General features: G+C 58.3%; 19 protein-coding genes and 1 pseudogene. 19 read left to right on the plus strand and 1 reads right to left on the minus strand.

Going from position 1 to position 25,011, the window contains the following annotated elements:
• Positions 1–225 precede the first annotated feature (225 nt).
• Entirely contained in the window at positions 226–1,050 is an 825-nt protein-coding gene (locus tag AC3B5A_RS05380; protein WP_489760923.1) for a tyrosine-protein phosphatase, read from the plus strand.
• A 185-nt stretch (positions 1,051–1,235) separates the two neighbouring features.
• On the plus strand, positions 1,236–2,690 hold the full coding sequence (gndA, locus tag AC3B5A_RS05385) for an NADP-dependent phosphogluconate dehydrogenase (protein WP_489760924.1): 1,455 nt from the start codon (positions 1,236–1,238) through the stop codon (positions 2,688–2,690).
• A gap of 114 nt (positions 2,691–2,804) precedes the next feature.
• Here gndA and AC3B5A_RS05390 read toward each other — a convergent pair whose 3' ends face one another.
• Positions 2,805–3,437 carry a TetR/AcrR family transcriptional regulator gene (locus AC3B5A_RS05390; protein WP_489760925.1) on the minus strand — a complete coding sequence of 211 codons (633 nt, stop codon included), beginning with the start codon at positions 3,435–3,437 and terminating at the stop codon, positions 2,805–2,807.
• A 208-nt stretch (positions 3,438–3,645) separates the two neighbouring features.
• On the opposite strand from AC3B5A_RS05390, the gene AC3B5A_RS05395 reads away from it, so the two are divergent.
• The 17 genes and pseudogenes from AC3B5A_RS05395 (at position 3,646) to pstB (ending at position 24,933) form a co-directional block, all read left to right on the plus strand.
• Positions 3,646–4,878, plus strand: a complete 1,233-nt coding sequence (locus AC3B5A_RS05395; RefSeq protein WP_489799441.1) for an ABC transporter permease — start codon at positions 3,646–3,648, stop codon at positions 4,876–4,878.
• A 292-nt stretch (positions 4,879–5,170) separates the two neighbouring features.
• Positions 5,171–6,706 (plus strand): glucose-6-phosphate dehydrogenase, encoded by a 1,536-nt coding sequence (gene zwf, locus AC3B5A_RS05400; RefSeq protein WP_489760927.1) that lies wholly within the window; start codon positions 5,171–5,173, stop codon positions 6,704–6,706.
• On the plus strand, positions 6,703–7,644 hold the full coding sequence (locus AC3B5A_RS05405; protein WP_489760928.1) for a glucose-6-phosphate dehydrogenase assembly protein OpcA: 942 nt from the start codon (positions 6,703–6,705) through the stop codon (positions 7,642–7,644). The genes zwf and AC3B5A_RS05405 overlap by 4 nt, the downstream gene beginning before the upstream one ends.
• A 50-nt stretch (positions 7,645–7,694) precedes the next feature.
• Positions 7,695–8,636, plus strand: coding sequence for a 6-phosphogluconolactonase (locus tag AC3B5A_RS05410; protein WP_489760929.1), 942 nt, complete (start codon positions 7,695–7,697; stop codon positions 8,634–8,636).
• Positions 8,637–8,810: 174 nt separating this feature from the next.
• Complete coding sequence (locus tag AC3B5A_RS05415) at positions 8,811–9,530, plus strand: hypothetical protein (protein ID WP_489799443.1); 720 nt, start codon at positions 8,811–8,813, stop codon at positions 9,528–9,530.
• A gap of 216 nt (positions 9,531–9,746) precedes the next feature.
• Positions 9,747–10,016, plus strand: coding sequence for a 30S ribosomal protein S15 (rpsO, locus tag AC3B5A_RS05420; RefSeq protein ID WP_489799445.1), 270 nt, complete (start codon positions 9,747–9,749; stop codon positions 10,014–10,016).
• 247 nt (positions 10,017–10,263) lie between these two features.
• Positions 10,264–12,969 (plus strand): polyribonucleotide nucleotidyltransferase, encoded by a 2,706-nt coding sequence (locus AC3B5A_RS05425; protein WP_489799447.1) that lies wholly within the window; start codon positions 10,264–10,266, stop codon positions 12,967–12,969.
• 1,703 nt (positions 12,970–14,672) lie between these two features.
• Complete coding sequence (locus tag AC3B5A_RS05430) at positions 14,673–15,542, plus strand: aldo/keto reductase (RefSeq protein WP_489799449.1); 870 nt, start codon at positions 14,673–14,675, stop codon at positions 15,540–15,542.
• On the plus strand, positions 15,539–16,558 hold the full coding sequence (locus tag AC3B5A_RS05435; RefSeq protein ID WP_489799451.1) for a purine nucleoside phosphorylase YfiH/LACC1 family protein: 1,020 nt from the start codon (positions 15,539–15,541) through the stop codon (positions 16,556–16,558). Before AC3B5A_RS05430 ends, AC3B5A_RS05435 begins: the two co-directional genes overlap by 4 nt.
• A 3-nt stretch (positions 16,559–16,561) precedes the next feature.
• Positions 16,562–17,266, plus strand: coding sequence for a pyroglutamyl-peptidase I (locus tag AC3B5A_RS05440; protein WP_489799453.1), 705 nt, complete (start codon positions 16,562–16,564; stop codon positions 17,264–17,266).
• Positions 17,267–17,466: 200 nt separating this feature from the next.
• Positions 17,467–18,858, plus strand: a complete 1,392-nt coding sequence (locus AC3B5A_RS05445; RefSeq protein WP_489760937.1) for a cell division protein — start codon at positions 17,467–17,469, stop codon at positions 18,856–18,858.
• A gap of 27 nt (positions 18,859–18,885) precedes the next feature.
• Positions 18,886–20,025, plus strand: a complete 1,140-nt coding sequence (locus tag AC3B5A_RS05450) for a 3-deoxy-7-phosphoheptulonate synthase (RefSeq protein ID WP_489799455.1) — start codon at positions 18,886–18,888, stop codon at positions 20,023–20,025.
• A gap of 45 nt (positions 20,026–20,070) precedes the next feature.
• Positions 20,071–20,763: a 5'-methylthioadenosine/adenosylhomocysteine nucleosidase gene (locus AC3B5A_RS05455; protein ID WP_489799457.1), complete on the plus strand. Its 693-nt coding sequence runs from the start codon at positions 20,071–20,073 to the stop codon at positions 20,761–20,763.
• Between the two features lie 119 nt (positions 20,764–20,882).
• Positions 20,883–22,031, plus strand: coding sequence for a phosphate ABC transporter substrate-binding protein PstS (locus AC3B5A_RS05460; protein ID WP_489799459.1), 1,149 nt, complete (start codon positions 20,883–20,885; stop codon positions 22,029–22,031).
• Between the two features lie 17 nt (positions 22,032–22,048).
• A pseudogene (gene pstC, locus AC3B5A_RS05465) lies at positions 22,049–23,029 on the plus strand (phosphate ABC transporter permease subunit PstC); the annotation flags it as partial.
• 135 nt (positions 23,030–23,164) lie between these two features.
• Positions 23,165–24,145, plus strand: a complete 981-nt coding sequence (gene pstA, locus AC3B5A_RS05470; RefSeq protein ID WP_489799589.1) for a phosphate ABC transporter permease PstA — start codon at positions 23,165–23,167, stop codon at positions 24,143–24,145.
• Between the two features lie 8 nt (positions 24,146–24,153).
• Complete coding sequence (gene pstB / locus AC3B5A_RS05475) at positions 24,154–24,933, plus strand: phosphate ABC transporter ATP-binding protein PstB (RefSeq protein WP_489760941.1); 780 nt, start codon at positions 24,154–24,156, stop codon at positions 24,931–24,933.
• Positions 24,934–25,011 lie beyond the last annotated feature (78 nt).

The following is a 25,011-nucleotide window of genomic DNA, read 5'->3' on the forward strand; positions in this document are numbered from 1 at the left end:
CGAATGTCCATAAGCGGCGCATGTGGAGGCGAAGAATCGCATAATATGAGGGTTTGCTGAGATGTTCTGATGATTTTCATGGAAAAGCGCGTGTCCGCCCAAAGGGTTGTGGGTGCAGGGTAGGCTACCTAAATATCAGCTGTCACGGCATCGTGCGCGTCTGGATTCGCTCCATGGCTGCCGACGCTGGATGATGGAATATATGAATTTATGTAAGGGGTGTCCATGAGCGAGAATACTAAAGATGATTACTTGGACTACATGCCTGAAGGCGACGGGCGAGGCGTTGCGCTTGGCGATGTCCCCAATGCCCGAGGTATAGGAGGGTACCCCACCACCGACGGTCACACCGTGCGTAGTGGTCTGTTCTTTCGTTCCGCAGGGCTGAATTTCCTGGGCGATAACGGACTTGAGGATCTGCGTGCGCTTGGGGTCAAGGAAGTGGTTGACCTGCGTGACCCGGCCGAGGTGAAACTGTGGCCTTACGAGTTGCCCGAAGACATCACTGTGGAGAATATTCCGCTGATTAAACGCGATACCGAAGCGCTTGATGCGGATGCCCTGCAGTCCAGCGACCCTGCCACTGCACAGCGTGCGGTGGGGGACATCAGTATGGAAGCGATGTATCACGACATTGCATTCAAATCCGGTGAGGAAATCGTCAGCATTCTCAAGAGGCTGCTTGAAGAGAATGGTCGCCCCATGCTCATCCATTGCACGGCGGGCAAGGACCGCACCGGTATCACTTCCGGTGTGCTGATGAGCCTGCTCGGCGTGAGTGACGACATGGTGGTGTCCTGCTACGCACGTTCCGGTGCCAATCTGGGTGAGGCGTTCAAGAAGACGGTGATGGGAGGCCTGGCGCAGGATGAGTCCGGTGCCGCAGAGGTGGATGCCGCCCAGACCGCGGTGCTGGCTTCCCCGCCCGAGCTGATGCGCGGCCTGCTGGGCGAACTTCATGAGGCGTATGGCACCGTTGAAGAGTACTGCCTGCAGCATGGCATGGCGCAGAGCGAAGTGGATGGTCTTAAGGATTTGTTCCTGCAATAACATGCAGTTGGCTTGCGGGCTGTAACCAGACTGATGGGTGACGTTGCTGTAGCCGGGACATGCGCAGGGCTGTCTGAATGATTGCTTGTCGCTGTGTCCTAGGCCACGTTTCGCTGGAAGGTAAGACCCTACTTCGTTTGGTGGCAGTAAGCTAGGAGACAGTAAGACTTAACGAAAGGCAAACAATGGCAGAAGCAAAGGCAAACATCGGTGTTGTGGGATTGGCGGCTATGGGCTCGAACCTGGCGCGTAACCTGGCGCATCACGGCAACACTGTGGCGCTCTACAACCGTCACTACGACCGCACCGAGACCCTCATCAACGAGCATGGCACCGAAGGCGACTTCGTGCCCGCCAAGACGGTGGCGGAGTTCGTCGGTTCTCTCAAGCGTCCCCGCACCGCCATCATCATGGTGAAGGCCGGCGGCCCCACCGATGCGGTCATCAACGAGCTGGCGGATGCGATGGAACCGGGCGATATCATCGTCGACGGTGGCAACGCCTACTTCAAGGACACCATCCGCCGTGAAAAGGACATCCGCGCTCGCGGGCTGCACTTTGTGGGCTGCGGTGTTTCCGGTGGTGAAGAGGGCGCTCTCAACGGCCCCTCGATGATGCCCGGCGGCACCGATGAGTCCTGGGAGACCTTGGGACCCATTCTGCGTTCCATCGCCGCACAGGCCGAGGGTGAACCCTGCGTCACTCACATCGGCGAGAACGGTGCGGGTCACTTCGTCAAGATGGTGCACAACGGCATCGAATACGCGGATATGCAGCTCATTGCCGAAAGCTACGACTTGATGCGTCGCGGCCTTGGACTCAACCCCGACGAGATCGGCGACGTGTTCGCCAAGTGGAACGAGACCGAACTGAACTCCTACCTCATCGAGATCACCGAGCAGGTGCTGCACCAGAAGGATGCCAAGACTGGCAAGCCGCTCGTTGACGTCATCGTTGATCAGGCCGGCATGAAGGGCACTGGTACTTGGACCGTGCAGACCGCTCTGACGCTGGCCACTCCGGTTACCGGCATTGCTGAGGCCGTGTTCGCCCGTGGTCTTTCCGGCCAGTCCGAGCAGCGTGAAGAGGCTCAGAAGCAAGAACTGACCGGTCCGACCGGTGACCTGCGTATCCCCGATTCCGAGCGCGATGCGTTCATCGAGGACATCCGTCACGCACTGTACGCGTCGAAGATCGTGGCCTATGCCCAGGGCTTCGATGAGATCAACGCCGGTGCCAAGGAATACGGTTGGAACATCGATCTGGCTGCTGTGGCGCGCATCTGGCGCGGTGGCTGCATTATTCGTGCACAGTTCCTCAACGTGGTCTCCGACGCATTCGAGTCCGGCGACGCCAAGGTGTCCCTGCTCTTCGCTCCTTACTTCAAGAAGGCCGTGGAAGAGGCTCAAGCTTCCTGGCGCCGTGTGGTGGCCCGCGCTGCCGAGTACGGCATCCCGGTTCCTGCCTTCTCCAGCTCGCTGTCCTACTACGACGGTCTGCGTTCCTCCCGTCTGCCTGCGGCCCTGATTCAGGGCCAGCGCGACCTGTTCGGCGCACACACTTACGGACGTGTGGACGAGCCTGGCGCCTTCCACACCCTGTGGGCGGAAGAAGGACGTAAAGAAATCAAGATGAGCTGACTGCTGTAGTAACTCCCGGTAAGGGAGTGTGGCAATAAAAATGGGGTCGGACACGCACAATGTGGCGTGTCCGACCCCACATTGTTTCTATGGATACGTGTGGGTTTCTCGCGGTTAATCGCAGTAGGGTTCGTTCCAAAAACCGCGCAGATGCCCGTCATGTTGCCGGCTCTGCTGCAATCGGTCGAAAACGGCATTGATGGTGGGTGCCATGGTGGCGAACGACATGGTGGCCGGCTCGTCCACATTGCGGCGGATGAGCGACAACAGGCCGCCCAACACAAATTCGATGGTGGTGTGTGTTTCAGTGTCGTCATCTTCAAAACTGATGCCGAGCATGGTCATCAGAGTAATGCGAAGAAATGTGCGTAATGCGGTTGCTAGGCGCATGGTGCTGTGTGAACTCGCCAACAGATTGATACGGTTGAGTTGGTGTTGCATACCTGGGTGTTCTATGGCTTTCTCGAATTTGAGGCGCGGTGTGCCATCGCTGTCATCAATGAATTCTTGTGTCAGCGCCAACGTTTTAATCTGGTCGATGACGTGTGCGATCGATGCGTCTGCCAAGTTCTGCAGATTGTCGAAATAATGATAGAACGAGGTTTTGCTCACACCTGCCTGCGCAAGCACATCCTGCAGTTTTATGTCTGCATATGGTTTGTCCGCCAGCAGCGTCCAGAAGGCATCCTCGAGCGCGATTTCCACGCTGGGCTGAGCGGTAGATACTCGCTTGGCGGAATGCGACACAGATTACCTTTCGTTAAAAATCGTTGATATTTCAATGATTCTGTGATGAACAAAATCCAGTGTATGACTTTTTGTGGCGTTTCGTCAATTGTTGCCTCTGCGCGAGTCAAATATCGTGTCCTCTTGCGAAAAGAGCAGTTGGCGCAAAGCCTGTAAATCTCTGCTCGGCAGTGCAATACATTGATCAGTAAATTATAAGAGAGGCAACGTGTCGCAAACAGCGAACATAACGGATACCAAACGTAAATCAGGGGGCAAGGGCTCCCTTATCGGCGGACTGATGCCGCTGATTTTCATCCTGTTCATGGCCTTCGGCATGACGTTGATGTTCTACCCGATGATGCACATGAAAATCGAGGGGCTGCCCGTGGCGGTGGTCTCCTATGACGCCGGTGCGCAGACCCCGCAAGGCAAGCTGAACGCCGGTGAGCAGATGTCTGAAAAGCTCATTGCGAGCGGTAAGCAGGCACATGCTGCGATGGTGTGGAGCAAGCTCGACGGCAAGGCTGCGGCAGATAAGGCGATTGCCGATCACAGCTATTACGCTGTGCTGAGCATCCCCAAGGATTTCTCGGCCAAGACAATCGCAGCCAAGCAGGCACAGGCACAAGCCCAGACCCAGGGTGCATCGAGCGCTGCGGCGCAGTCTCAGCAGGGCGCCAAGCAGCAGGCTGCTGGCCCTTCGGTCGATGTGACTGTGGACAACGGCAAGAGTCCGATGGCTGCCACGATCATCCAGTCCGCGCTGCCGCAGGCCATGCAGCAGTCCGGCATCACCGCGAACGTCAAGACCATCAACACCGGCAGCCCTATCAAAGGCAGTGGTTTCAACGCCGCGATGATTGGCCAGAACGCCATCATCATCCCCGTCTATGTCTTCTCCATGCTCGGCGGCATGCTCACCGCCACCGTGTTCTCGCGCAAGAAGGTCTTCTCGAAGGGGGCGAGCTGGAAGAAGATGCTGGTGCAGCTGCGCAACATCGTGGTACTGTCCTTCATTGTCGCGCTCGTCATGGAGCTTATTCAGCGCGTGCTGACCGGCAATTGGATGAATGCCGCGGCCATCCCGTTCTTCTGGCTCTCCAGCTTCGCCGTCATGTCGATCGTGCTCTCCTTGGGCAACATCACGCCGATGCTCGGCCAGTTCTCGGCCATGCTCATCATGTTCTGCGGTGTCAGCTCGGCCATGTTCCCGCCCGAGATGTTGCCTGAATTCTGGCACAAGTGGCTCTACCCGTGGGTGCCTCACCACTTCATCGGTGATGGCTACCGCGCCATTAACTTCGAGGGTGACGGTTTCTGGAACACCGGAACCGGACCGATGTGCATCTTCCTGATTATCGGTCTGGTGCTCTTCGTGCTCGTCGGCCTGCTCAATGCTCACAAGGCTGAAAAGGCCGGCAAGGCCGAGGCTGACGCGTCTGTTGAAGCACGGGCGTGAGTCGGTTCGTCCAATGCGGACGGCGTAGGAGATATGGCTGTACGGTTGCGCGCGTAGGCGCGTAGCGGTGCAGGCAACTGTGGTGGCGGTGACCTCTATTGCTGGGGTCGCCGCCGCCGTTTGTTTGGATGCGGAGGTCGAATCTCATACCGTTATAGGTTCTGTCCGTTCAATGAAATCGTACGTACCGCGCGGCAATGTATGCCGCATACGTGATGTGAGCGTGATAACACCGTATCGTATATCGCCCAAAGCGATACCTTGCGGCCCGTAAGACGCTAAACTGGAGACCATGACTGAACAATCTTGGGTAAACCCCTTGCGAGACCCTCGCGACCTGCGCCTACCGCGCATCGCCGGCCCCTGCAGTGTGGTGATTTTTGGCGTCACTGGTGACTTGGCGCGCAAGAAGCTGCTCCCCGCCATCTACGATCTCGCCAATCGCGGCCTGCTCTCCTCGAGTTTCGGCCTCACCGGTTTCGGGCGTCGCGACTGGAGCAACGAGGAATTCGCTGAATTTGTGAAGGACGCCGTCAAAGAGCGCTGCCGCACACCTTTCCGCGAGTCAACGTGGGTGAACTTGGCCAAGGGCATCCGCTTCGTGCAGGGCACGTTTGACGATGCCGAGGCTTTCGAACGGTTGAGCCAGACGGTGAAGGAACTCGATCGCGACCGCGGCACGCGTGGCAACCACGCCTTCTACATGTCCGTTCCGCCTAGCGCCTTCCCCAAGGTCTCCAAGCAGCTGGCTGATTCCGGTCTGGCCAAGTCCAGCGAAGATGCCTGGCGCAGGGTCATCATCGAGAAGCCGTTCGGCCACGATTTGGAAAGCGCCAAGGAACTCGACCGTGTGGTCTCCGAGGTCTTCGACCCCAGTTCCGTCTTCCGTATCGACCACTACCTGGGCAAGGAAACCGTGCAGAACCTGTTGGCGCTTCGCTTCGCCAACTCCATGTATGAGCCCATCTGGAACTCCAACTACGTGGATCATGTGCAGATCACCATGGCCGAGGACATCGGCATCGGCGGTCGTGCGGGCTATTACGACGGCATCGGCGCCGCTCGTGACGTCATTCAGAACCACCTGTTGCAGCTGATGGCTCTCACTGCTATGGAGGAGCCGGTGAGCTTCTCGGCCAGCGACTTGACCGCGGAGAAGAAGAAGGTGCTTTCCGCTGTTCGTCTGCCCAAGGATCTGGGTGCGCACACTGCTCGCGGCCAGTACTCTGCCGGTTGGCAGGGCTCTCTGGAAGTGCCTGGATACCTGGACGAAAAGGGCATCGATCCCAAGAGCATTACCGAGACTTACGCTGCCATCAGGCTCGATGTGGACACCCGCCGCTGGGCCGGCGTACCGTTCTACCTGCGTACCGGCAAGCGTTTGGGTAAGCGCGTCACCGAGATCGCCGTGGTCTTCAAGCGCGCTCCGCATCTGCCGTTCGAGCAGACTTCCGTGCGCGAGCTCGGCAACAACGCCATCGTTATCCGTGTGCAGCCCAACGAGGGTGTCACCATTCGTTTCGGAGCCAAGGAACCAGGCGCTGCCAGCATGGAAGTGCGTGACGTTTCCATGGACTTCAGCTACGGCCGTTCTTTCACCGAGAATTCTCCTGAAGCTTACGAGCGCCTGATTCTTGACGTACTGCTCGGCGACCCGCCGCTGTTCCCCACCACCGACGAGGTGAACTTGAGCTGGAAGATTCTGGACCCGATCGAGCAGTACTGGGCGACGCTCGATCAGCCGCAGCCTTACCGGGCCGGCACTTGGGGGCCGAAGGAAGCCGATGATATGCTGGCGCGCGACGGCCGCCATTGGAGGATGCCATGATTATCACAATGCCGAACACCAACACCGGCGCCATCGCCCGCAAAATCGACGAACTGCACGCCGAGCGCGGTGAGGCCGCCAACGACCGCGTGCTCACCCTGCTTATTTCCACGGCCCAGTCTGACCTCGAACAGGCGCTCGAAGTGGCCAATGCAGTGAGTCGAGAACACCCCTGCCGCGTCATCGCCATCGTTCCCGACGCTTCTGCAGAAGCCGACAGCGTTGCAGATAGCACAGAGAGCCAGGCTACCGATTTAGATGCCGAAGTGCGTTTCGGCGCTGATGCCGGTGCTGGTGAGGTTATTATCCTGCGCCCGCGCCGTGGGCTGATTAATCATGCCGATACGCTGGTCATCCCGCTGCTCGTGCCCGATATTCCCATTGTTACGTGGTGGCCGACTAATCCGCCGGCCAATCCGTCTGAGGACCCGCTCGGTGCCATGTCAGCCACGCGCATCACCGATGCGCTACGTGCAGACGATACCGATGTGACGTTTGCTCAGCTGCAACGCAACTGGGGGCCGAATGACATTGACTTGTCTTGGACGCGTCTGACCATTTGGCGTGCCATGCTGGCCACCATGATTGACCAGCCCCCGCATCTGCCAGTCACGGCTGTCAAAGTGACTGGGCAGTCGGATTACCTGCCGGTACCGATGCTGGCAACTTGGCTCGAGCAGAGCTTGAATGTTCCGGTTGAGGTTGAGACCAGTGCGGATGCCACTGCTGTCACCGGCGTATATCTGACGCGCGAAGACGGTGTGATTTCCCTGGAACGCCATAGCCAAAGCGAGGCGGTTATCAGCCAGCCGGGGCAGAACCCGCAGCCGGTCGCGATGCCGTTGCGCACGTTGGAGGACTGCATGAGCGAGGAACTGCGCCGCATCGACCCGGACGAGATCTATGCCGAAGTGGTGAAGCGCGATCTGAAGCGCTGAGCTGCTGATGTTGGGCCGTTGCGGCTTGAGTGTAAACGAGAGGAACGATTATGAGCGAACGTACCCTGATGGTGTACCGGGATGCGAGCACCGTCGCCGAGGCGGTGGCTCAGCGCACGCTGCTGGCCATATTGGAAGGTACCAGCGAGCGGGCAGGGAGTGGTGCCGGCACCGCCGAAGTCTTGACGCGCAAGCGTTTTGACGTGGGTCTGACCGGTGGTTCCGATTCTCTCCTTTCGCTGCAATGCATGGCTAGGAATCCCTTGGTGGAGTCCATTGACTGGAGTCACGTGCACTTCTGGTGGGGCGACGACCGGTTCTCTGCTCCCGATAGCGATGACCGTAACTGCCTGCAGGCGCGTCATGCGTTCCTCGATTCATTGGTGGAACGCGGTCTGCTGCCGGAAGAAAATATCCACGAGATGGCTGCCGACACCCGTACCGCAGCGCAGGTGGCTGCTGCCAGTGACGAAGAAAACGATCGTCTGCTGGCTGCTGCGGCTGCGGCATATGAGCGGGAATTGATTGCTCAACTTGGTGGGGATTTCCTGGCTTCTCATGGCGCTGTCGATGCTGTGGACGATGGTCTTGACGACCCCACCCCGGCTGCCCAGGTGGAGCTTTCCCCCCAGGATGCTGCCCAGGCATTGGCAACGATCAAGCCGCTTGATGTGCTAGTTCTTGGCATGGGTCCCGACGGCCATTTTGGTTCGCTGTTTCCCGGGCACGATGAAATCAACGTTACCGATCGTCTGGCGGTCGGTGTCTCGCATTCCCCGAAAATGCCACCGCTGCGTGTCTCGCTCACCGCACCCTTCATGGCTCGTTCGTATGCCACATGGATGATGACCAAAGGTGAGGGCAAAGCGGCCGCCACAGCCGGGGTGTTCGGCAAACGCAACAACCCCGAGTTCCCCTCGAGTTTTGCCGATGGCCAGCACGAACTCATCTGGTTCACTACGCCAGATACGTTGACCCGGCTGGAGCGCTGACGTTCCGGAATGTGGCTGAGGGTGCCTGCCGACTGCGGTGGGTGCCCTTGTGTATTCCGGTGTGCCTGCACGGTTTTGGAACACTGATCGTTCCATAGTTGTGCCGGTCTCTGCTCCTGCCTGGCCCGGTGACTCTGCCGCGCGTTAGGGTAGGGGGACAAAGTGAGGTGAATGATGGCAAAGGCAACGGACGAGACCGCAGGTGAGGCAATCCAGAAGGACGACCCGCGCAACGCCAATCAGGTCGTGGAGATTGTGCACGGCAAGGTGGCAGCGGTTCCGGTCTCCAAACATCCCGTGGCCACCATTCCTGAGACCGATCTCTCGTGGGCTGATATTCAACGCCGTCGCGCTAATCCTTGGGCGTGGGCTGTGTACGTGGTGATGGTATTGCTTGCCATTGTGGTGCCCTACTGGTTGGGGCGTAATCTTGCGGTGAACCATACCGCAGGCGTGCTGCGCTTGATGAGTCCGTTCTCGGCACAGGGTATGGCGCTGATGTCCTGGACGGTTACGGTGGTGGCGTTCGCCTGCCTGGCATTGGCCATCGTGGAGTCGCACACGTGGGTGTGGCGCATTCTCTTCGCCGTGGCGTTGGCCGCAGTGCAGCTGGTGAGCGGGGTATCGCTGTTGAAATTCAACTTCTGGTATTCCACGCGCGTGGTCTACGGTGACGCGGCTTTATTACCCAATGCCGTTAACCTTGGGGTCATCGCCGCGCTCGCGGCTATAGCGGTTTATGCCGTCCTGTTTGTGGGGCTGCTGGTTGCAATCCGCAAAGATTCTCCGCTTAACGTGTTGACGCGCAGCTGGGCCTCGTTTATCTTGTTCTTTGTGCTTGAGGCTGTGGCACTGCTTATTGTGCTGTTTACCGGTATTCCTTCAGTGGGCTGATTCTTAGGTTTCTGGATTTCTGGTTCTTGGATGCGGATGTTCAAGGATTTCGGCGTGAAGTCGGCTCGTGCTGACGGTGTTTAGACTGTTGCGAATTGTGCTGACGTTTCTCTATGCCTTTCGCTAGTATGAGTGGTCTGGCGTGATTTCGCCCGCGGAATCAGAGCGCTTCTGGCATCAGGCCAGGGGCACCGCGCAGCAACAAAGGAGGATGCCGTGGCACTTACGGCTGAAGAGAAGCAGAACATTATTTCCGAATATGCGACGCACGAAGGTGACACCGGTTCCCCCGAGGTTCAGGTTGCGCTGCTCACCAAGCGCATCGCGGATTTGACCGAGCACTTGAAGACGCATCAGCACGATCACCACTCTCGTCGTGGTCTGCTGCTCATGGTGGGCGATCGTCGTCGTCTGCTGGACTACTTGAAGCGCGTTGACATCAACCGCTACCGCTCGCTTATCGAGCGTCTTGGTCTGCGTCGATAGCTGATATGCGCCCGAGCCCTTGTGCTCGGGCGTTTTGCATCGGTAGGGAAGCGGTTCGCACGCTGGAATCGTTCGGCTCCAAGGTGAGAGCCGGGGCTATAACTGAATGTGTACAGGTAACTGAAGCTGAGAAGTGAAGAACGGCATACGGAGCGACGTTTGCATATGCGGCAGGTGCCGCGGTCGGTTCGCTGCAATGGACATTTTGAAGTCTGTAGGATACAAGGAACAAACAAAGGAGGAGCCCGTGGAGGGTCCCGAGATTAAGGCTGTAGAAGCCGTTATTGACAATGGAACATTCGGCAAGCGCACGCTGCGCTTTGAGACGGGTCGCTTGGCCCAGCAGGCTGACGGCGCCGTGGCTGCCTACCTGGACGATGATTCGATGGTGCTGTCCACCACCACCGCCGGCTCCAGCCCGAAGGAAAACTACGATTTCTTCCCCCTCACGGTTGATGTGGAAGAGAAGATGTACGCTGCGGGCAAGATTCCCGGGTCGTTCTTCCGTCGTGAAGGCCGCCCCTCGTCCGAGGCCATCTTGGCATGCCGCATCATCGATCGTCCGCTGCGTCCGCTGTTCCCGCACACGCTGCGCAACGAGGTGCAGGTTGTTGAGACCGTGTTGTCCTGCAACCCGGAAGATACCTACGACATGATTGCCCTGAACGCGGCCTCCGCTTCCACTATGATTTCCGGACTGCCGTTCGACGGCCCGGTCTCTGGTGTGCGCCTGGCGCTTATCGACGACCAGTGGGTCGCCTTCCCGCGCTGGAGTGAGCGTGAGCGCGCTGTCTTCGAGATCGTGGTGGCTGGTCGTGTCATTGACAACGGCGACGTGGCTATCGCCATGATTGAGGCCGGTGCCGGCAAGAACGCTTGGACGCTCATCTATGATGAGGGTCAGACCAAGCCGGACGAGGAAGTTGTGGCCGGTGGTCTCGAGGCTGCCAAGCCCTTCATCAAGGCTATTTGCGAGGCGCAGAACGAGCTCAAGGAGCAGGCTGCGAAGAAGACTCGCGAGTTCCAGCTCTTCCCGGAGTACACCGAGGATCTGTACAACCGCATCGACCAGATCGCGCACGCCGATCTCAATGAGGCGCTCTCCATCGCCGAGAAGCTGCCCCGACAGGATCGCATCCACGAGATCAAAGAAGGCGTCCGTACCAAACTGGCCAACGAGTTCACCGAGATGGACGAGGCAGAGAAGGACAAGGAACTGGGCAATGCGTTCAAGGAACTGCAGCGCCAGATTGTTCGCCGTCGCATCCTCACCGAGGACTTCCGTATCGATGGCCGCGGCCTGAGCGACATTCGTACGCTTTCCGCAGAGGTCGGTGTAGTGCCTCGCGTCCACGGTTCTGCGCTCTTCCAGCGTGGTGAGACTCAGATTCTCGGCGTTACCACGCTCGGCATGCTCAAGATGGAGCAGACCATCGACGCCATCTCCGGGCCGGCCACCAAGCGTTACATGCACAACTACGAGATGCCGCCGTATTCGACTGGTGAGACCGGACGTGTCGGTTCCCCCAAGCGTCGCGAGATTGGCCACGGTGCGTTGGCTGAGAAGGCTCTGACTCCGGTGCTGCCAAGCCGTGAGGACTTCCCGTACGCCATTCGTCAGGTCTCTGAGGCCATTGGTTCAAACGGTTCCACTTCCATGGGTTCGGTCTGCGCCTCCACGCTGTCTCTGCTGTCCGCAGGCGTGCCGCTCAAGGCTCCTGTGGCGGGCATTGCTATGGGCTTGGTGTCCGGAGATGTGGATGGAGAGCATGTCTACAAGACACTCACCGACATTTTGGGCGCCGAGGACGCGTTCGGCGACATGGACTTTAAGGTCGCCGGCACCTCCGAGTTCATCACCGCGCTTCAGCTCGACACCAAGCTCGATGGCATTCCTGCCGACGTGCTGGCATCTGCGCTGCAGCAGGCCAAGGAAGCTCGTACCACCATCCTCGACGTGCTTGAGGATTGCATTGACGCTCCGGCTGAGCTGAGTGAGAACGCTCCGCACATCATCACCACCTCCGTCCCGGTGGACAAGATTGGCGAAGTCATCGGACCCAAGGGCAAGATGATCAACCAGATTCAGGAGGACACCGGTGCCTCGGTCACCATCGAGGACGACGGCACTGTCTACATCTCCTCCGAGGGCGGCACTGGTGCCGAAGACGCCAAGGCCACCATCGACGCCATCGCCAACCCGCATGTGCCGGAAGTCGGTGAGACGTTCAGCGGCAAGGTAGTCAAGACCACGAGCTTCGGCGCGTTCGTCAACCTGACCCCGGGCACCGATGGCCTGTTGCACATCACTCAGATCCGTAACCTCACCGATGGCGAGCGTATCGATGCGGTCGAGGACGTGCTGTCCGAAGGCGATCAGGTTGAGGTCGTGGTGCAGAGCATCGACGAGCGCGGCAAGATTTCTTTGGCGATTCCCGGCTTCGAAGAGCAGCAGGATTTGCGCAATGAGCGTCGTCGTGATGACCGTGACGATCGTCGTGGTGGACGCCGCGAAGGTGGACGTGAAGGCGGGCGTGGATATCACGACCGCGAGCGTGGCCATGGTTATGAAGAGCGTCGTCGTGATGACCGTGACGATCGCGATGATCGTGATTTTGATGATCGTCCTCGCCGTCGTCGTGATGACCAGGATGATCGTGGTGAGCGTGATGACCGTCGCCGCGATTCCCGCCGCCGTGACCGTGATGATCGCGCAAGCCGTGATGATCGTGATTTTGATGATCGTCCTCGCCGCAGTGAAGGTCGTTATTCCGATCGTCGTGGCGGTGGCCGTCGTGATGGTGGACGTGGCGGCTACCGTGGTCGTCGTGACGATCGCAATCCGCGCTACGCATCTGATGATCACTATGATGAGTACCGCGCCGAGCGCACGGAACGCTCCGAGCGTCCTCGCCGCCGTGTGGTGCGCGACTTCGATCCGTACGAGGACTGACATGTTGCGCTGACACGCCTACAGGCGTGTCAGCCATGTCATCTTCTCCAGCCGTGTCACCTCCCTGCCATGCCACCTTGAGTGGCCTGTCACCTCCAACTGTGTCACCTTGACGCGGCATCAAGCAGATTGCAGATGGAGGAGTTACGGAGAGTGAACGCGTCGCAGCAACTACTCCAGTGAGTAATTCGTCTGGCGCCGAGATGACGGCAGATATATAACAACAGGGGTGCAGCCCACGCTGCCCCCTGTTCGTGTTCATGCAGATGACCTTGTGTTGACTTGCCTCATGTTGACAATCTTGTGCAGACGGCCTTGTGCAGACAACCCTACGTTGCTGGTCTTGTATGTCTGGTTTCGCGTCACTGACCTTGTGCGCACTGGCCTTGTGTTGACAACCTTGTGTTGACTGACCATGCGTTAACTAATCTTGTGTGCACTGACTTTGTCTTGACTAATTTTGCGCTGGCTAGTTTCGCGTTACTGACCTTGTGCAGACAACCCTACGTTGCTGGTCTTGTATGTCTGGTTCTGCGTTTACTGACTTTGTGCGCACTGATCTTGCATTGACTGACTTCGTGCTTACCGGTCTTGTATTGACTGGTCTTGTGCTCACTGATTTGTGTCGGCTGGCTTTGGTGCTCATAGCGTTGGATGGTCGACTTACGTCGCTTCAGTCGTTGCTGAGTTGTGAGTGACGTTTCTGTTGCGCGAGACGGCGACGTCGCATCATTTCCGTCTCTGATGGGCTGCAAGCGACGTTTTTGTTGCGTTAGGTAGTGGTTATTGCATAGTTTCGGTCGTTGAGAGCTTGTCGGTGACGGTTTTGTTGCGGCAGGTTTTGCGTGTGCATCGTTTCCGTTGATGATATCTTCTGAGCGACGTTTTTGTTGCGTGAGAGGGTGGCGTCGCATTATTTCCGTCTCTGACGGGCTGTAGGTGACGTTTTAGTTGCGTTGGGTAATGATATTGCGTCGTTCCCCGTCGTTGATATCTTTGAATGACGTTTTTGCGTGAGACGGCGTCATCGCGTCGTTTCCGTCTCTGACGGGCTGTCAGCGACGTTTCTGTTGCGTTGGATGGCGGTATCGCGTCGTTCCCGTCGTTGATGAGCCGTCAGTGACGGTTTAGTTGCGTTGGGTAATGATATTGCGTTGCTTTCGTCGTTGATGGTCTGTGAGTGACGTTTTTGTTGCGTGAGACAGTAGCGTCGCATCATTTCCGTCTCTGACGTGCTGCCAGTGACGTTTTTGTTGCGTTGGGTAATGATATTGCGTTATTTCCGTCTCTGACGGGCTGCGGGCGACGGTTTTGTTGCGTTGGGCAGTGGCGTCGCATCGTCCCTGGAGTCACGCTCGGCAAGTGACGTTTGCGTTACGCGGTTGCCGCCATATCGTGAGTAAACATCAATCAATGTGGACGAATAGACGCCGATTTGACACGCCGCTGTGCTGCGCCTCGTTTCCGCTGCACTGCGCGGCTTTTCCGTTGCGCTGTGCCTCGTTCCCACCGTGCCGCTCTTCTTTCCCACGAGTTGCTTGGACAGCAACGTTTGTTGACCTCGCGCTTACTTGGGGACAATGACAATGAATGCCCAGCAAGCAATGTGTTGATGTGGAACGAAAATCCAGTGCGCTTTCTACGCTGGAATCAGGATTATCGCGGCACCTGTCGCGTGCGGATGAAGAAACGGATGGGACATCATGGTGATGCACAGAAATCTGGGAACGGTAGATACCACAGCCATTGGCTTGGGAGAGATGCCGCTGACCATCGAGAACAATCTTGGTGAGGCTAAAGGCATTGAAACGATTCACGCAGCGCTTGACGCCGGGTGCCGTCATATTGATACTGCATGGGCGTACTACTGTTCTGGTGGTGAGGAGCAGACCGGCGAGAAGCTGGTGCGTCGTGCTATGGAGACGTGGGACGGTCCGCGCGGTGAAGTCACCATAGCCACCAAAGTCGGGCATTATCGCACGTTTGATGAGGCCGGAACCCCCATTTGGAAGGTCGATGGTCGCCCTGAGCGTTTGATTGAACATGCGAAGCAGTCGGCTCTGGCGCTCGGTGTCGACGCCATCGATCTGCTGTACTTCCACCGTCCCGACCCCTCGGTTCCGTACAACGAGTCCATCGAAGCCATCAATCAGCTGGTCGATGAAGGCGCGGCCAAGCAGGCGGGCATATCCAATGCTTCCGTCGAGCAGATTGATATTGCTCGGGGCATTTTGGGTGAACGTTTGGTGGCGGTGCAGAACCAGTTCTCACCTTCCTTCCAAGACACTCGCGATACGTTGGATTACACGGCCGGCAAGGGTATTGCATTTGTGGCGTGGAGTCCGTTGGGTGGCTACCGTAAGGCCAAGGATGAGAGCAAATATGATGTGTTCCGCGAGGTTGGCGAAGCCCATGGTGTGAGCTACCAGCAGGTGGTGTTGGCATGGGAGCTTGCGCTCGGTGACCACATGTTCGTCATTCCTGGCGCGCACCGCCCCGAGACGATTCTTGACAGCCTCCATGCCGGTGACCTGGAGTTGAGCCGGGACGAAATGGCGAAGTTGGGTGCATGAGCGATATGACGCAAACAGTACATGCAGGTGACAACGCGGCAGACGGGCGCGAGTTCGACGAGGCGATCATGGACAGCAACGCCATCAGCCCGGTGGATAAAGCCGGCAATCCCATCCCTGTTACCATTCCGATCGCCTTGGCGCCCGGCATCACAGCGGTGTATACGACCAGGCTTGGGGGAGTCAGTGAGGGTGATTGGGCCTCATGCAATCTCGGTGGCAAAGTCGGTGATGATGCCGTTGCGGTGACCCGGAATCGTGAGGCTTTGTCTCAGGCGCTTGGCATGCCGATCTCTTTGGTGAACCAAGTGCATTCCGGTGAGGCGGTTGACGTAGACGAGCTTGGCATCGATACCATTGGCACAATGGCTGAGGGTGGTGTTCTGAGTTTGAGAGTTGATGCCGATGCACAGGTGAGTTCTCGCAGTGGTGTGGCATTGGGCATGTTTGCTGCGGACTGCTTGCCGGTGCTGTTGGCGGATCCGCAAACGGGCGTCATCGCCGCCGCGCATTGCGGGCGTCGTGGCTTACAGGCTGGTGTGCTGCGGCACACGGTAGAACTCATGGAAACCAAGGGTGCCAGCCCGGAGCGCATCGTGGTCACACTCGGCCCGAGCATCTGTGCCGATTGCTATGAGGTGGGCGATGAGATTGCCGACGAGTTCGATGCGCAGTTCCCTGGTACGTTCAGCCTGACTCGTTTTGGTGGGCCGGGTATCAATATTTCGGCTGCGGCGTTGCAGGAGTTGCGTCAAGCCGGCGTGCCTGCCGACAATGTGGTTTCCTCGCTGCCTCGTGTAGCTGCCGCCACGCAATATTTGGCAGAAGATCCGGAACTGGAAGGGCTGTGTGCCACGGATGGTGAGGGTGATGCCAGTTTGCACAAACGGGTGCAGTCTATCCGCGAGGGTATGTGCACTGTGGAAAACCCGTTGTGGTACTCGCACCGTCGGGCGGCGTTGGCTCACAAACCTCATGAGGGCCGTATGCTGGCACTCATCATGAGGGAAGGATAAAACATGACGCGAATCAACGTGGTGATTTCGGGATTTGACCCCTACGAGGGCGTTGAGGACAATCCGTCACGCATTGTCATTGAGCGGCTGGCTGAACAAGGAGTCAGCGCCGATGAGGGTGACGATGTGCTGCATGGCGTTGATTTCGCGCTTACCTCGGTGTTGCTGCCGGTGAGTTTTGAGCGGGCATGGCCCGAGCTAAAGCGCACGCTGGACGAGGTGCACCCGGACATTGTGGTGGCGACTGGCCTCAAACGCGGCGCCCGTGGCATTCTGCTCGAGCGGTGCGCCACCAATATGGTGGATGTGGTTCAGGCGGGTGCTGCTTCCTTCTCGTCTGACCTCGCCGAGGTGCGCGACCGCTCCGCTGACCGGCAACCTATCGATGCCAGTGGTCCAGCCGCTTTGTGGACGCGCCTGCCGTTGCGCTCCATACTCCACGATTTTGGCGAGCATGGTATTGCTTCGGCGCTGAGCTCGGATGCTGGTACGTTTGTGTGCAATACGCTGTTCTACCATCTCATGAACTGGACGGCTTTGCGTCCGCGTGTGCTTTCCGGGTTCGTCAGCCTGCCTGTCATCTCCCAGCATGAGTTGGACACCATGGGTTTGACTGTCGAACAGCAGGTCGCCGCATGCCGGGACGTGGTGCTGGATACGGCACGATACTATCTCGAGCCCACATCGGCTGATATTCTGCTTGCCTGATTTTCAAGCATCAGAGTGGTTTTGACCTTTCTCGAGGTGCAAGGAACCATTGGGCAACGAGGATGAGTACGAAATATATTGTCAAAATTTTGTGTGCGGAGCGAGTTTTTTGGTCGTCCGTGCATTAGAATTGAAAACAACGATAATCGGTGTGCGTGCTCGGCGGTTGTGAGCTCGGCTTTCCAATGAAAGGAACCAATATGGTGGATCAGTTCCCAATTGTCATGCGAGGTTACGATAAGGCTAAGGTGGACGAGGCGCTTGCCGCAGCTCAAGATACCGTAAACCGATTGCGGGAACAGGTTAGTTCAAGCGATGAGACGATTCTGCGCTTGCAGGCCAAGTTGCAGGAAGAGAAAAACAACGTCAAGAAAGCGTCGAAGGGCGGTTCCTTCGCCTCCTTGGGTGCCAATGCGCAGCAGGTGCTCGCTTCGGCCGAACAAACCAGTGCCGAGTTGGTGAACCGTGCCAAGCAGGACGCCGCAAGCACTCGTGCGGCCGCTCAGTCCCAAGTGCAGACGCTCATCAACAACGCCAAACTTGACTCGCAGCACATCATTGACGAGGCCAATGCCAAAGCCGCCACGATTCTCGCCAAAGCCAAAACCGAGTCGGATTCCATCTCCACCAGCGCCAAGGAGGATGCTGCCAGGCTGCGTGACGAAACCGCAAAGGCCGTCACTGAGCAACGAGACACCGCCGCTATCGAGGTGCGCAACTCCCGAGAAGAGCACGATAAGCGTCTTGCATCCGAGAAGGCAAAGCACGAGCGAGAGATGTCCGATTTGAAGGCCAAGACCACCGAAGAGGTCGCCACGCTGCGCAAGGACGCCAACGACGAAATCGCCAAGCTCAAAAGTGATGCCAGCGACCAGATCGAGGCCGCCATTGAGGAAGCCAACAAGAAGTTGGCCAGCGCTCGCGATCAAGTCTCTCGTATGACGTCTACTGCCCAGCGCAAAGCCGGTGAGATTACCGACGAGGCGCAGTCCAAAGCACAGGAGATTACCGACAAAGCTCAGGTCGAGGCCACCAAGACCAAAGCGCAGGTCAATGCCGAGGTGGAACAGATTCGTGCTGATATCTCCGCCCAGCAGGACGATGCCACCAAGAAGGTGACCGAACTGCTCCAGCAGCTTGAAGAGCGCCGTGCTGCCGCCAAGGCTGAGGCTGACGGCCTGGTTTCCAAGGCCAAGGATGTGCGTGACGAAGCGGATGCCTATGCACTTTCCAAGCGCAAGGGTGCTGATGCGGAAGCGTCGAAGATTGTGGAGCAGGCCGGCGACGACGCACAAAAGAAGATCGATGAGCGTCGTGCTGCCGCCAAGGAGGAGCTGGATAGTCTTGACGCTCGCATCGCACAGATGCAGAACCGTGAGGCTGATATCACCAAGCGGGTCACGGAACTCAAGTCCATGTTCGCCAACGCCTTCTCAGGGTTCAACTTTGATTTGGAAAGCAAGCCTGAAACGAGTCCAGCACAGCCTGCGCAAGCCGAGCCGGAGCAGAGTGAGGAAGCCGCAGGGCTTGCAGCGTTGAGTGCTGCAGCGAACCAGGCGAATGCCGAAGCTGCACAGGATTCCGAGCAGTAAGCCGAATAAGAAAGAAAGTCAAATCGCATGGCTGACACAGCACCGGGCAGCAGGAACAATAATGAAACTCGCTGGGAAGACCAGATGGGCATGAGCCGAATCATCAATCGGAGGGTTTTTGAGCTTGAACCGCTGCCCACTCCGGCTGAGGTGCTGTCGAGTTACCCCCTCAGTGAGCAGTCCCAGGCGCTGGTGGCGAGTTCTCGTGATGAGATTTGCGCGCGCCTGCGTGGGGAAGACGACCGGTTGCTTGTGGTGGTGGGCCCATGTTCGGTGCATGACCCCGAAGCCGCCCTCGACTATGCGCGTCGTCTTTCAGCACTGAACGGCGAGCTGAAGGATCGTTTGCTCATTGTTATGCGGGCGTACTTTGAGAAGCCACGCACCACCGTGGGCTGGAAAGGGCTGATTAACGACCCCGATATCGACGGCAGCTACCACATCGTAAAAGGTTTGCTCTTGGCGCGGCAGACCATACTGGGTGTGTTGGGTGCTGGGCTACCAGCCGCCACAGAGTTCCTGGAGCCTACCAGCCCTCAGTACATCTCTGATGCAGTGAGCTGGGGTGCCATCGGCGCGCGCAACACCGGTTCCCAAGTGCACCGGCAATTGGCTAGTGGCCTATCCATGCCGGTCGGTTTCAAAAACGCCACTGACGGTTCGGTGAAAGTGGCCGTTGACAGCTGCTTCACTGCGGCTCGTCGGCAGACGTTCTTCGGCATCGACCACAATGGGCGTGCCAGTGCCGTGGAGACGCTGGGCAACCCGGACTGCCATGTGGTGTTGCGCGGTTCGAGTACCGGCCCTAACTATGATGCTGATTCGGTACGTCAAGCCATGGAGATTGTGCGTTCGCAGATGCCTGAAGATTGTGCGGCCTCACGAGGTCTGGTCATTGACTGTTCGCATGGCAACTCCGGCAAGGACGAAGAACGTCAGGCGCAGGTGGTCGAAGAACTGACTGAGCGTATCGCACACGGCGAGCCGGGCATTACCGGTTTGATGATGGAAAGCTTCATCGAAGGCGGTAATCAAGAGCCTGCACCGTTGAGCGAATTGGAATACGGCAAGTCTATTACGGACCGTTGTATCTCGTGGGAGCGCACCGAAGAACTACTGCGTGGCCTTGCCAGCGCGGTAACGTCTCGCCGTGCACGCCAAGAGTAGAACCATTCTCACTTATCCATCAACCATCAACTCGAGAGGAATCTCATGAAGACCATCGCCATCATCGGAGCCATGGAAGAAGAAGTGGACCACATTGCCAAGTCACTTGACGATGTCCGCCACGTCAAGGCCGCCAGTCTCGACATGCTCTCAGGTACCATCACCAACCGTGAAGGCGAACCGGTGCAAGTAGCGGCCACGGTCGGTGGCATGGGCTTGGTGAATGCCGCGGCTACCACTCAATGCCTTGTCGACACGTTTAGCCCCGAAGCGGTCATCTTCACCGGCATTGCCGGATCGCTCAACAAGAGCATGCATATCAATGATGTGGTGCTCGGTGGCACGCTGCGGTACTTGGATTCTGATATGCGCCTGATCGCTCAGTGGGAGCCGGTGACCGAGGAATTCCACAGCGACCAGCACCTGCTGGACGTGGCTCAGGACGCTCTGAACGATATGGGCATTCACCACATGGTCGGCACTATTGCCTCGGGCAATTACTTTGTCGATACTCCGCAGAAGATTGCTGCGGTCATCGAGGAGACCCAGGCGGATGCTGTGGAGATGGAAGGCGCTGCCGTGGCGCATGTGGCGGTGCGTAACGGTGTGCCGGTGCTGGTGGTACGTGCCTTGTCTGACAATGCAGACACTGATTATGAGGAATTCAAGGAGTTTGACATCTCCGAGTACGCCGATACGGCGGCCAAGTTGGCGGTCGACATCGTCACTCGCCTCTAGCTAAGTTCCGACCGAAGTCGTACTATTCTCGGCGTGTCGCGGCTTTCGGAGCGCGTGCCCAGCCCGACCGACACCTGTTTGGTCGCGCTGGGCTATGTGTTTTGAGACAATAGGGAGTAATGAGCATCAAGCGAACCTCCATATGGTGCCGCGCCTTGGCGGCTGTGTCGTGTCTCGCCCTGCCGCTGTCTTTGGTGGCATGTGGCGACAACGTAGACGATTCCGATACTGCGAATCGGCAAGCAGGTCAGGCCTCCGGCATCTCTGGTGAATTCTATGGTGCTGGCGCGTCCTCGCAGCAAGGTGCCACTGAGGCATGGATCGCTTCATACCGCAAGACCAACAGTCAGGCGAACATCGCCTACAATCCGACCGGTTCGGGTGCCGGAGTCACTACGTTCATGACCGGTGCCACCGCTTGGGCCGGCAGCGACGCACCGCTCAGCGATGCCCAGGTGGATCAGTCGGCAGCTGTCTGTGCCTCGGGCACAGCGTTCGATGTTCCGGTCTATATTTCTCCCATCGCCATCGTCTTCAACTTGCGGGGTGTCTTCTCTACAGGTGCAACGGCGGGGGAGCGGCATCTCAACCTCGATGCTGTCACGGTGGCTCGTATGTTCGATGGGCAGATCACCCGCTGGAACGACGATGCCATTAAAGAGCAGAATCCGCTCGTCGATTTGCCCTATACTCCCATCACTGTGGTGCATCGTTCTGATAAGTCCGGCACCACGCAAAGCTTCACATCATACCTCAAAGCCGCAGCGGGGGAGGCGTGGCCCCACGATCCGCAAGAGAACTGGCCAAACGACGTGGGACAGGCTGCCAAAGGTACTGATGGCGTGGTGACCACCGTCTCTCAGGCTGACGGCACCATCGGCTACGTAGATGCGGCGAAAACCGGTGATTTCGGCACCATTGCAGTCAAAGTCGGCTCTGCTTATGTGCCGCCTTCTCCCGCTGCGGCCTCCAAAGTGGTCGATGCATCCGCACTGCGTCAGTTCCCCAAGTCGAGCGGGCGCGTAGTGGTTGACGTCAATTATGCTACCCAAGCCAAGGATTCCTACCCGGTGGTGCTCGTCTCCTATGCAGTGGCTTGCCCGGCGTACAAGGACGCCGGCACCGGTCGTTTCGTCCGCTCATGGCTGGAATATGTGACCGGTAGCCAAGGGCAGAAAGTGGCTCAAGACAACACCGGTTCCGCACCACTGGGCTCCTCGCTGCGAGAGAAAGTGGCGCGTAGCGTGGCAAAGGTTCAAACCTCATGACGCGTCCCGAGTCCAGCATGGCGCAGTCCGCGCCGACCGATTCCCCAACGCAACGCGCGCCGGAGAATAGCTCGTGGGCAGGGCGTGGAGCTGGCGCAGACAAGGCATTCCGCACGCTTGCGTTTGCTGCGGGAATTATCATTACTCTACTGCTCGGCGCGGTGTTGATTTTCCTTATGGTACGCGCTTGGCCGGTACTCGGCGGCGATCAGAGTGAGGTCTCGCATACCTTCTCAGAACTGTCTGGCGGTAAGGCTTCAAACTTCTGGGGATATGTGGGACCGTTGCTCTTCGGTACGGTGCTTATCGCTGCTGTGGCTCTGGTTATTGCCTTATTCGTCTCCATCGGCGTCTCGCTGTTTATCACGTTCTATGCGCCCAAACGACTGTCGCGACTGCTGAGCATGGTCGTTGACCTGCTTGCGGCCATCCCCTCGGTGATCTACGGCTTGTGGGGGAGCATCGTACTGGTACCGGCCACATACGGCTTCTGGAAATGGCTGTCCCGAGTATTGGGTTGGATTCCCATGTTCTCAGGCCCCGCCGCCAACCCGCCTCGTACTGCTGCCACTGTGGCATTGGTGCTGGCCGTCATGATCATGCCCATCATTGCCTCCATGACGCGTGACCTGTTCCAAAGCTCCTCGCAGATCGGCATGGAATCGGCGCTCGCCTTGGGTGCCACCAAATGGGAAATGATTCGTCTTGCCGTGTTGCCGCAAGCCAAGTCTGGCATCGTCTCGGCAGCCATGCTCGCACTGGGGCGCGCGTTGGGTGAGACGATGGCCGTCATGATGATCCTCTCGCCCGGTTCCAGCTTCTCCTGGCATGTGTTGCAAGCTTCGAAAACGCAAACCATAGCCGCCAACATTGCCTCGCAGTTCCCTGAGGCCAACCCGCTGGGCGTGTCGGCGCTCACCGCCACCGGTTTGGTACTGTTTGTCATCACATTTGTGGTCAACGTGGTGGCCCGCCGAATCACCGGCAAGTCCGCAGCTCCCAAAACCACTGGTCTGCGCGCGCGGTTGGGAACGATGCTGGGAACGGTGCGCAGGCAGCGCAAGTCGGATGCTGTAACGTCCACTGCAATGCCGCCTGCTGCCGGTGAGCCCAAGCACGGTGCCAATGAGGGAATGGTTTCAGACGCTGCAAAAGCACGCGTCCCCGATTTTTCCAAGCTGCGCCCCTCCGCCAGCCGTCTGCGGTGGCGCAAGAGCATTGATCTGGTCATGCGTTTGTTGATCATCGTTGCGTTCCTCGCCGCCCTCATTCCGCTCATCTCGCTATTGTGGACGACGGTTTCCAAAGGCATCGGCAGGCTTAACTGGAACTTCTTGAGCTACAACATGTCCGGTGTTATCGGCGGCAAGCCCACACCTTCGGGAGGTCACGGCGGTGTGGAGCATGCCATCATAGGCACGCTCGAAATCACGTTGGGAGCCATGGTCATCAGTGTGCCGCTGGGCTTGATGTGTGCAGTATATATCACCGAATATGCGCGCGACGGCTGGTTCAAGCGCACTGTGCTGCTGCTGGTCAACGTGATGAGCGGTATTCCCTCCATCGTGGCCGGCCTGTTTGCCTTCTCCATGTTCACGCTCATCTTTGGCCCCGGCACGCTCAACGGCTTCGAAGGTTCTGTGGCGCTGTCTCTGCTCATGATTCCCACCGTGGTCAATTCGAGCGTGGAAATGCTGCTGGCTGTTCCTGTTGATTTGCGTGAGGCTTCTGTGGCGCTCGGCGTCACCAAGCAGCGCACCATTACCAAAGTGGTGTTGCGTACCGCTTTGCCTGGCATCGTTTCGGGAGTGCTGCTGGCTGTGGCTCGTGTCATCGGCGAGACCGCGCCGCTGCTCATGACCGCCGGCTTCATCTCCACCACGAACTTCAACCTGTTCTCCGGGCAGATGACCACTCTGCCGGTGTACGTCTATCAGGAATACACCAAGCTTTCGGTCACGTGCCCAGCCTCGGCGGGCTCGTCTTGCGTGGAGAGCATCCCCATGGAACGGGCGTGGGCCGCAGCGCTGGTGCTCATTGTGCTGGTGCTGCTCCTGAACTTCGCAGGCCGTGCCGTGCAACGCGTCTTCTCCCGTCAGCAAGGCAGAAAGTAGGAACCGATATGGGGCAACGTATAGAGGTGAAACACCTGAACGTCTACTATGGTGACTTCCTCGCCGTCCAAGACGTGAACATCACTATTGAGCCAGGCAAAGTTACCGCGTTCATCGGGCCTTCCGGCTGCGGCAAATCGACGGTGCTGCGAACGATGAACCGTATGCACGAATTGACGGCGGGTGCCCGCGTCACCGGTCAGGTGCTGCTCAACGGCGAGGACTTGTATGGTCAAGGGGTCGATCCGGTGGCGGTGCGGCGCGACGTGGGCATGGTGTTCCAGAAGGCCAACCCATTCCCGACCATGTCCATCAGGGACAACGTGTTGGCCGGTGTCAGGCTCAACAACCGCAAGATTTCCAAGGGCGATGCCGACGATTTGGTGGAGTGGGCGCTCAAGGGCGCAAACCTGTGGGCCGAGGTGAAAGATAGGCTTGACGCTCCGGGCATCGGCTTGTCCGGAGGTCAACAGCAGCGGCTGTGCATCGCCCGCGCGGTGGCGGTACGCCCCAAGGTGCTGCTCATGGACGAACCCTGCTCGGCTCTCGACCCGATTTCCACGCTGGCCGTGGAGGATCTGATCGATGAGCTCAAGCGCGACTACACTATCGTGATTGTCACGCACAATATGCAGCAGGCCGCCCGCGTGGCCGACTACACAGCATTTTTCAATCTGCAGGCCGTGGGCAAGCCCGGTCATCTGGAATATTTCTCCGATACCGCCACCATGTTCAACAACCCGCGTAACGAGGCTGCCGAGCGCTACATCTCCGGTCGTTTCGGGTGAGTTCAATCCGGCTGTAGCAAGACGGTGCTGTCAGGCCGGCACTGTCAGGTTAGGTGAGGGGGGTCATGGGGTGCATAG

Source organism: Bifidobacterium sp. ESL1133 (genome assembly GCF_058107325.1).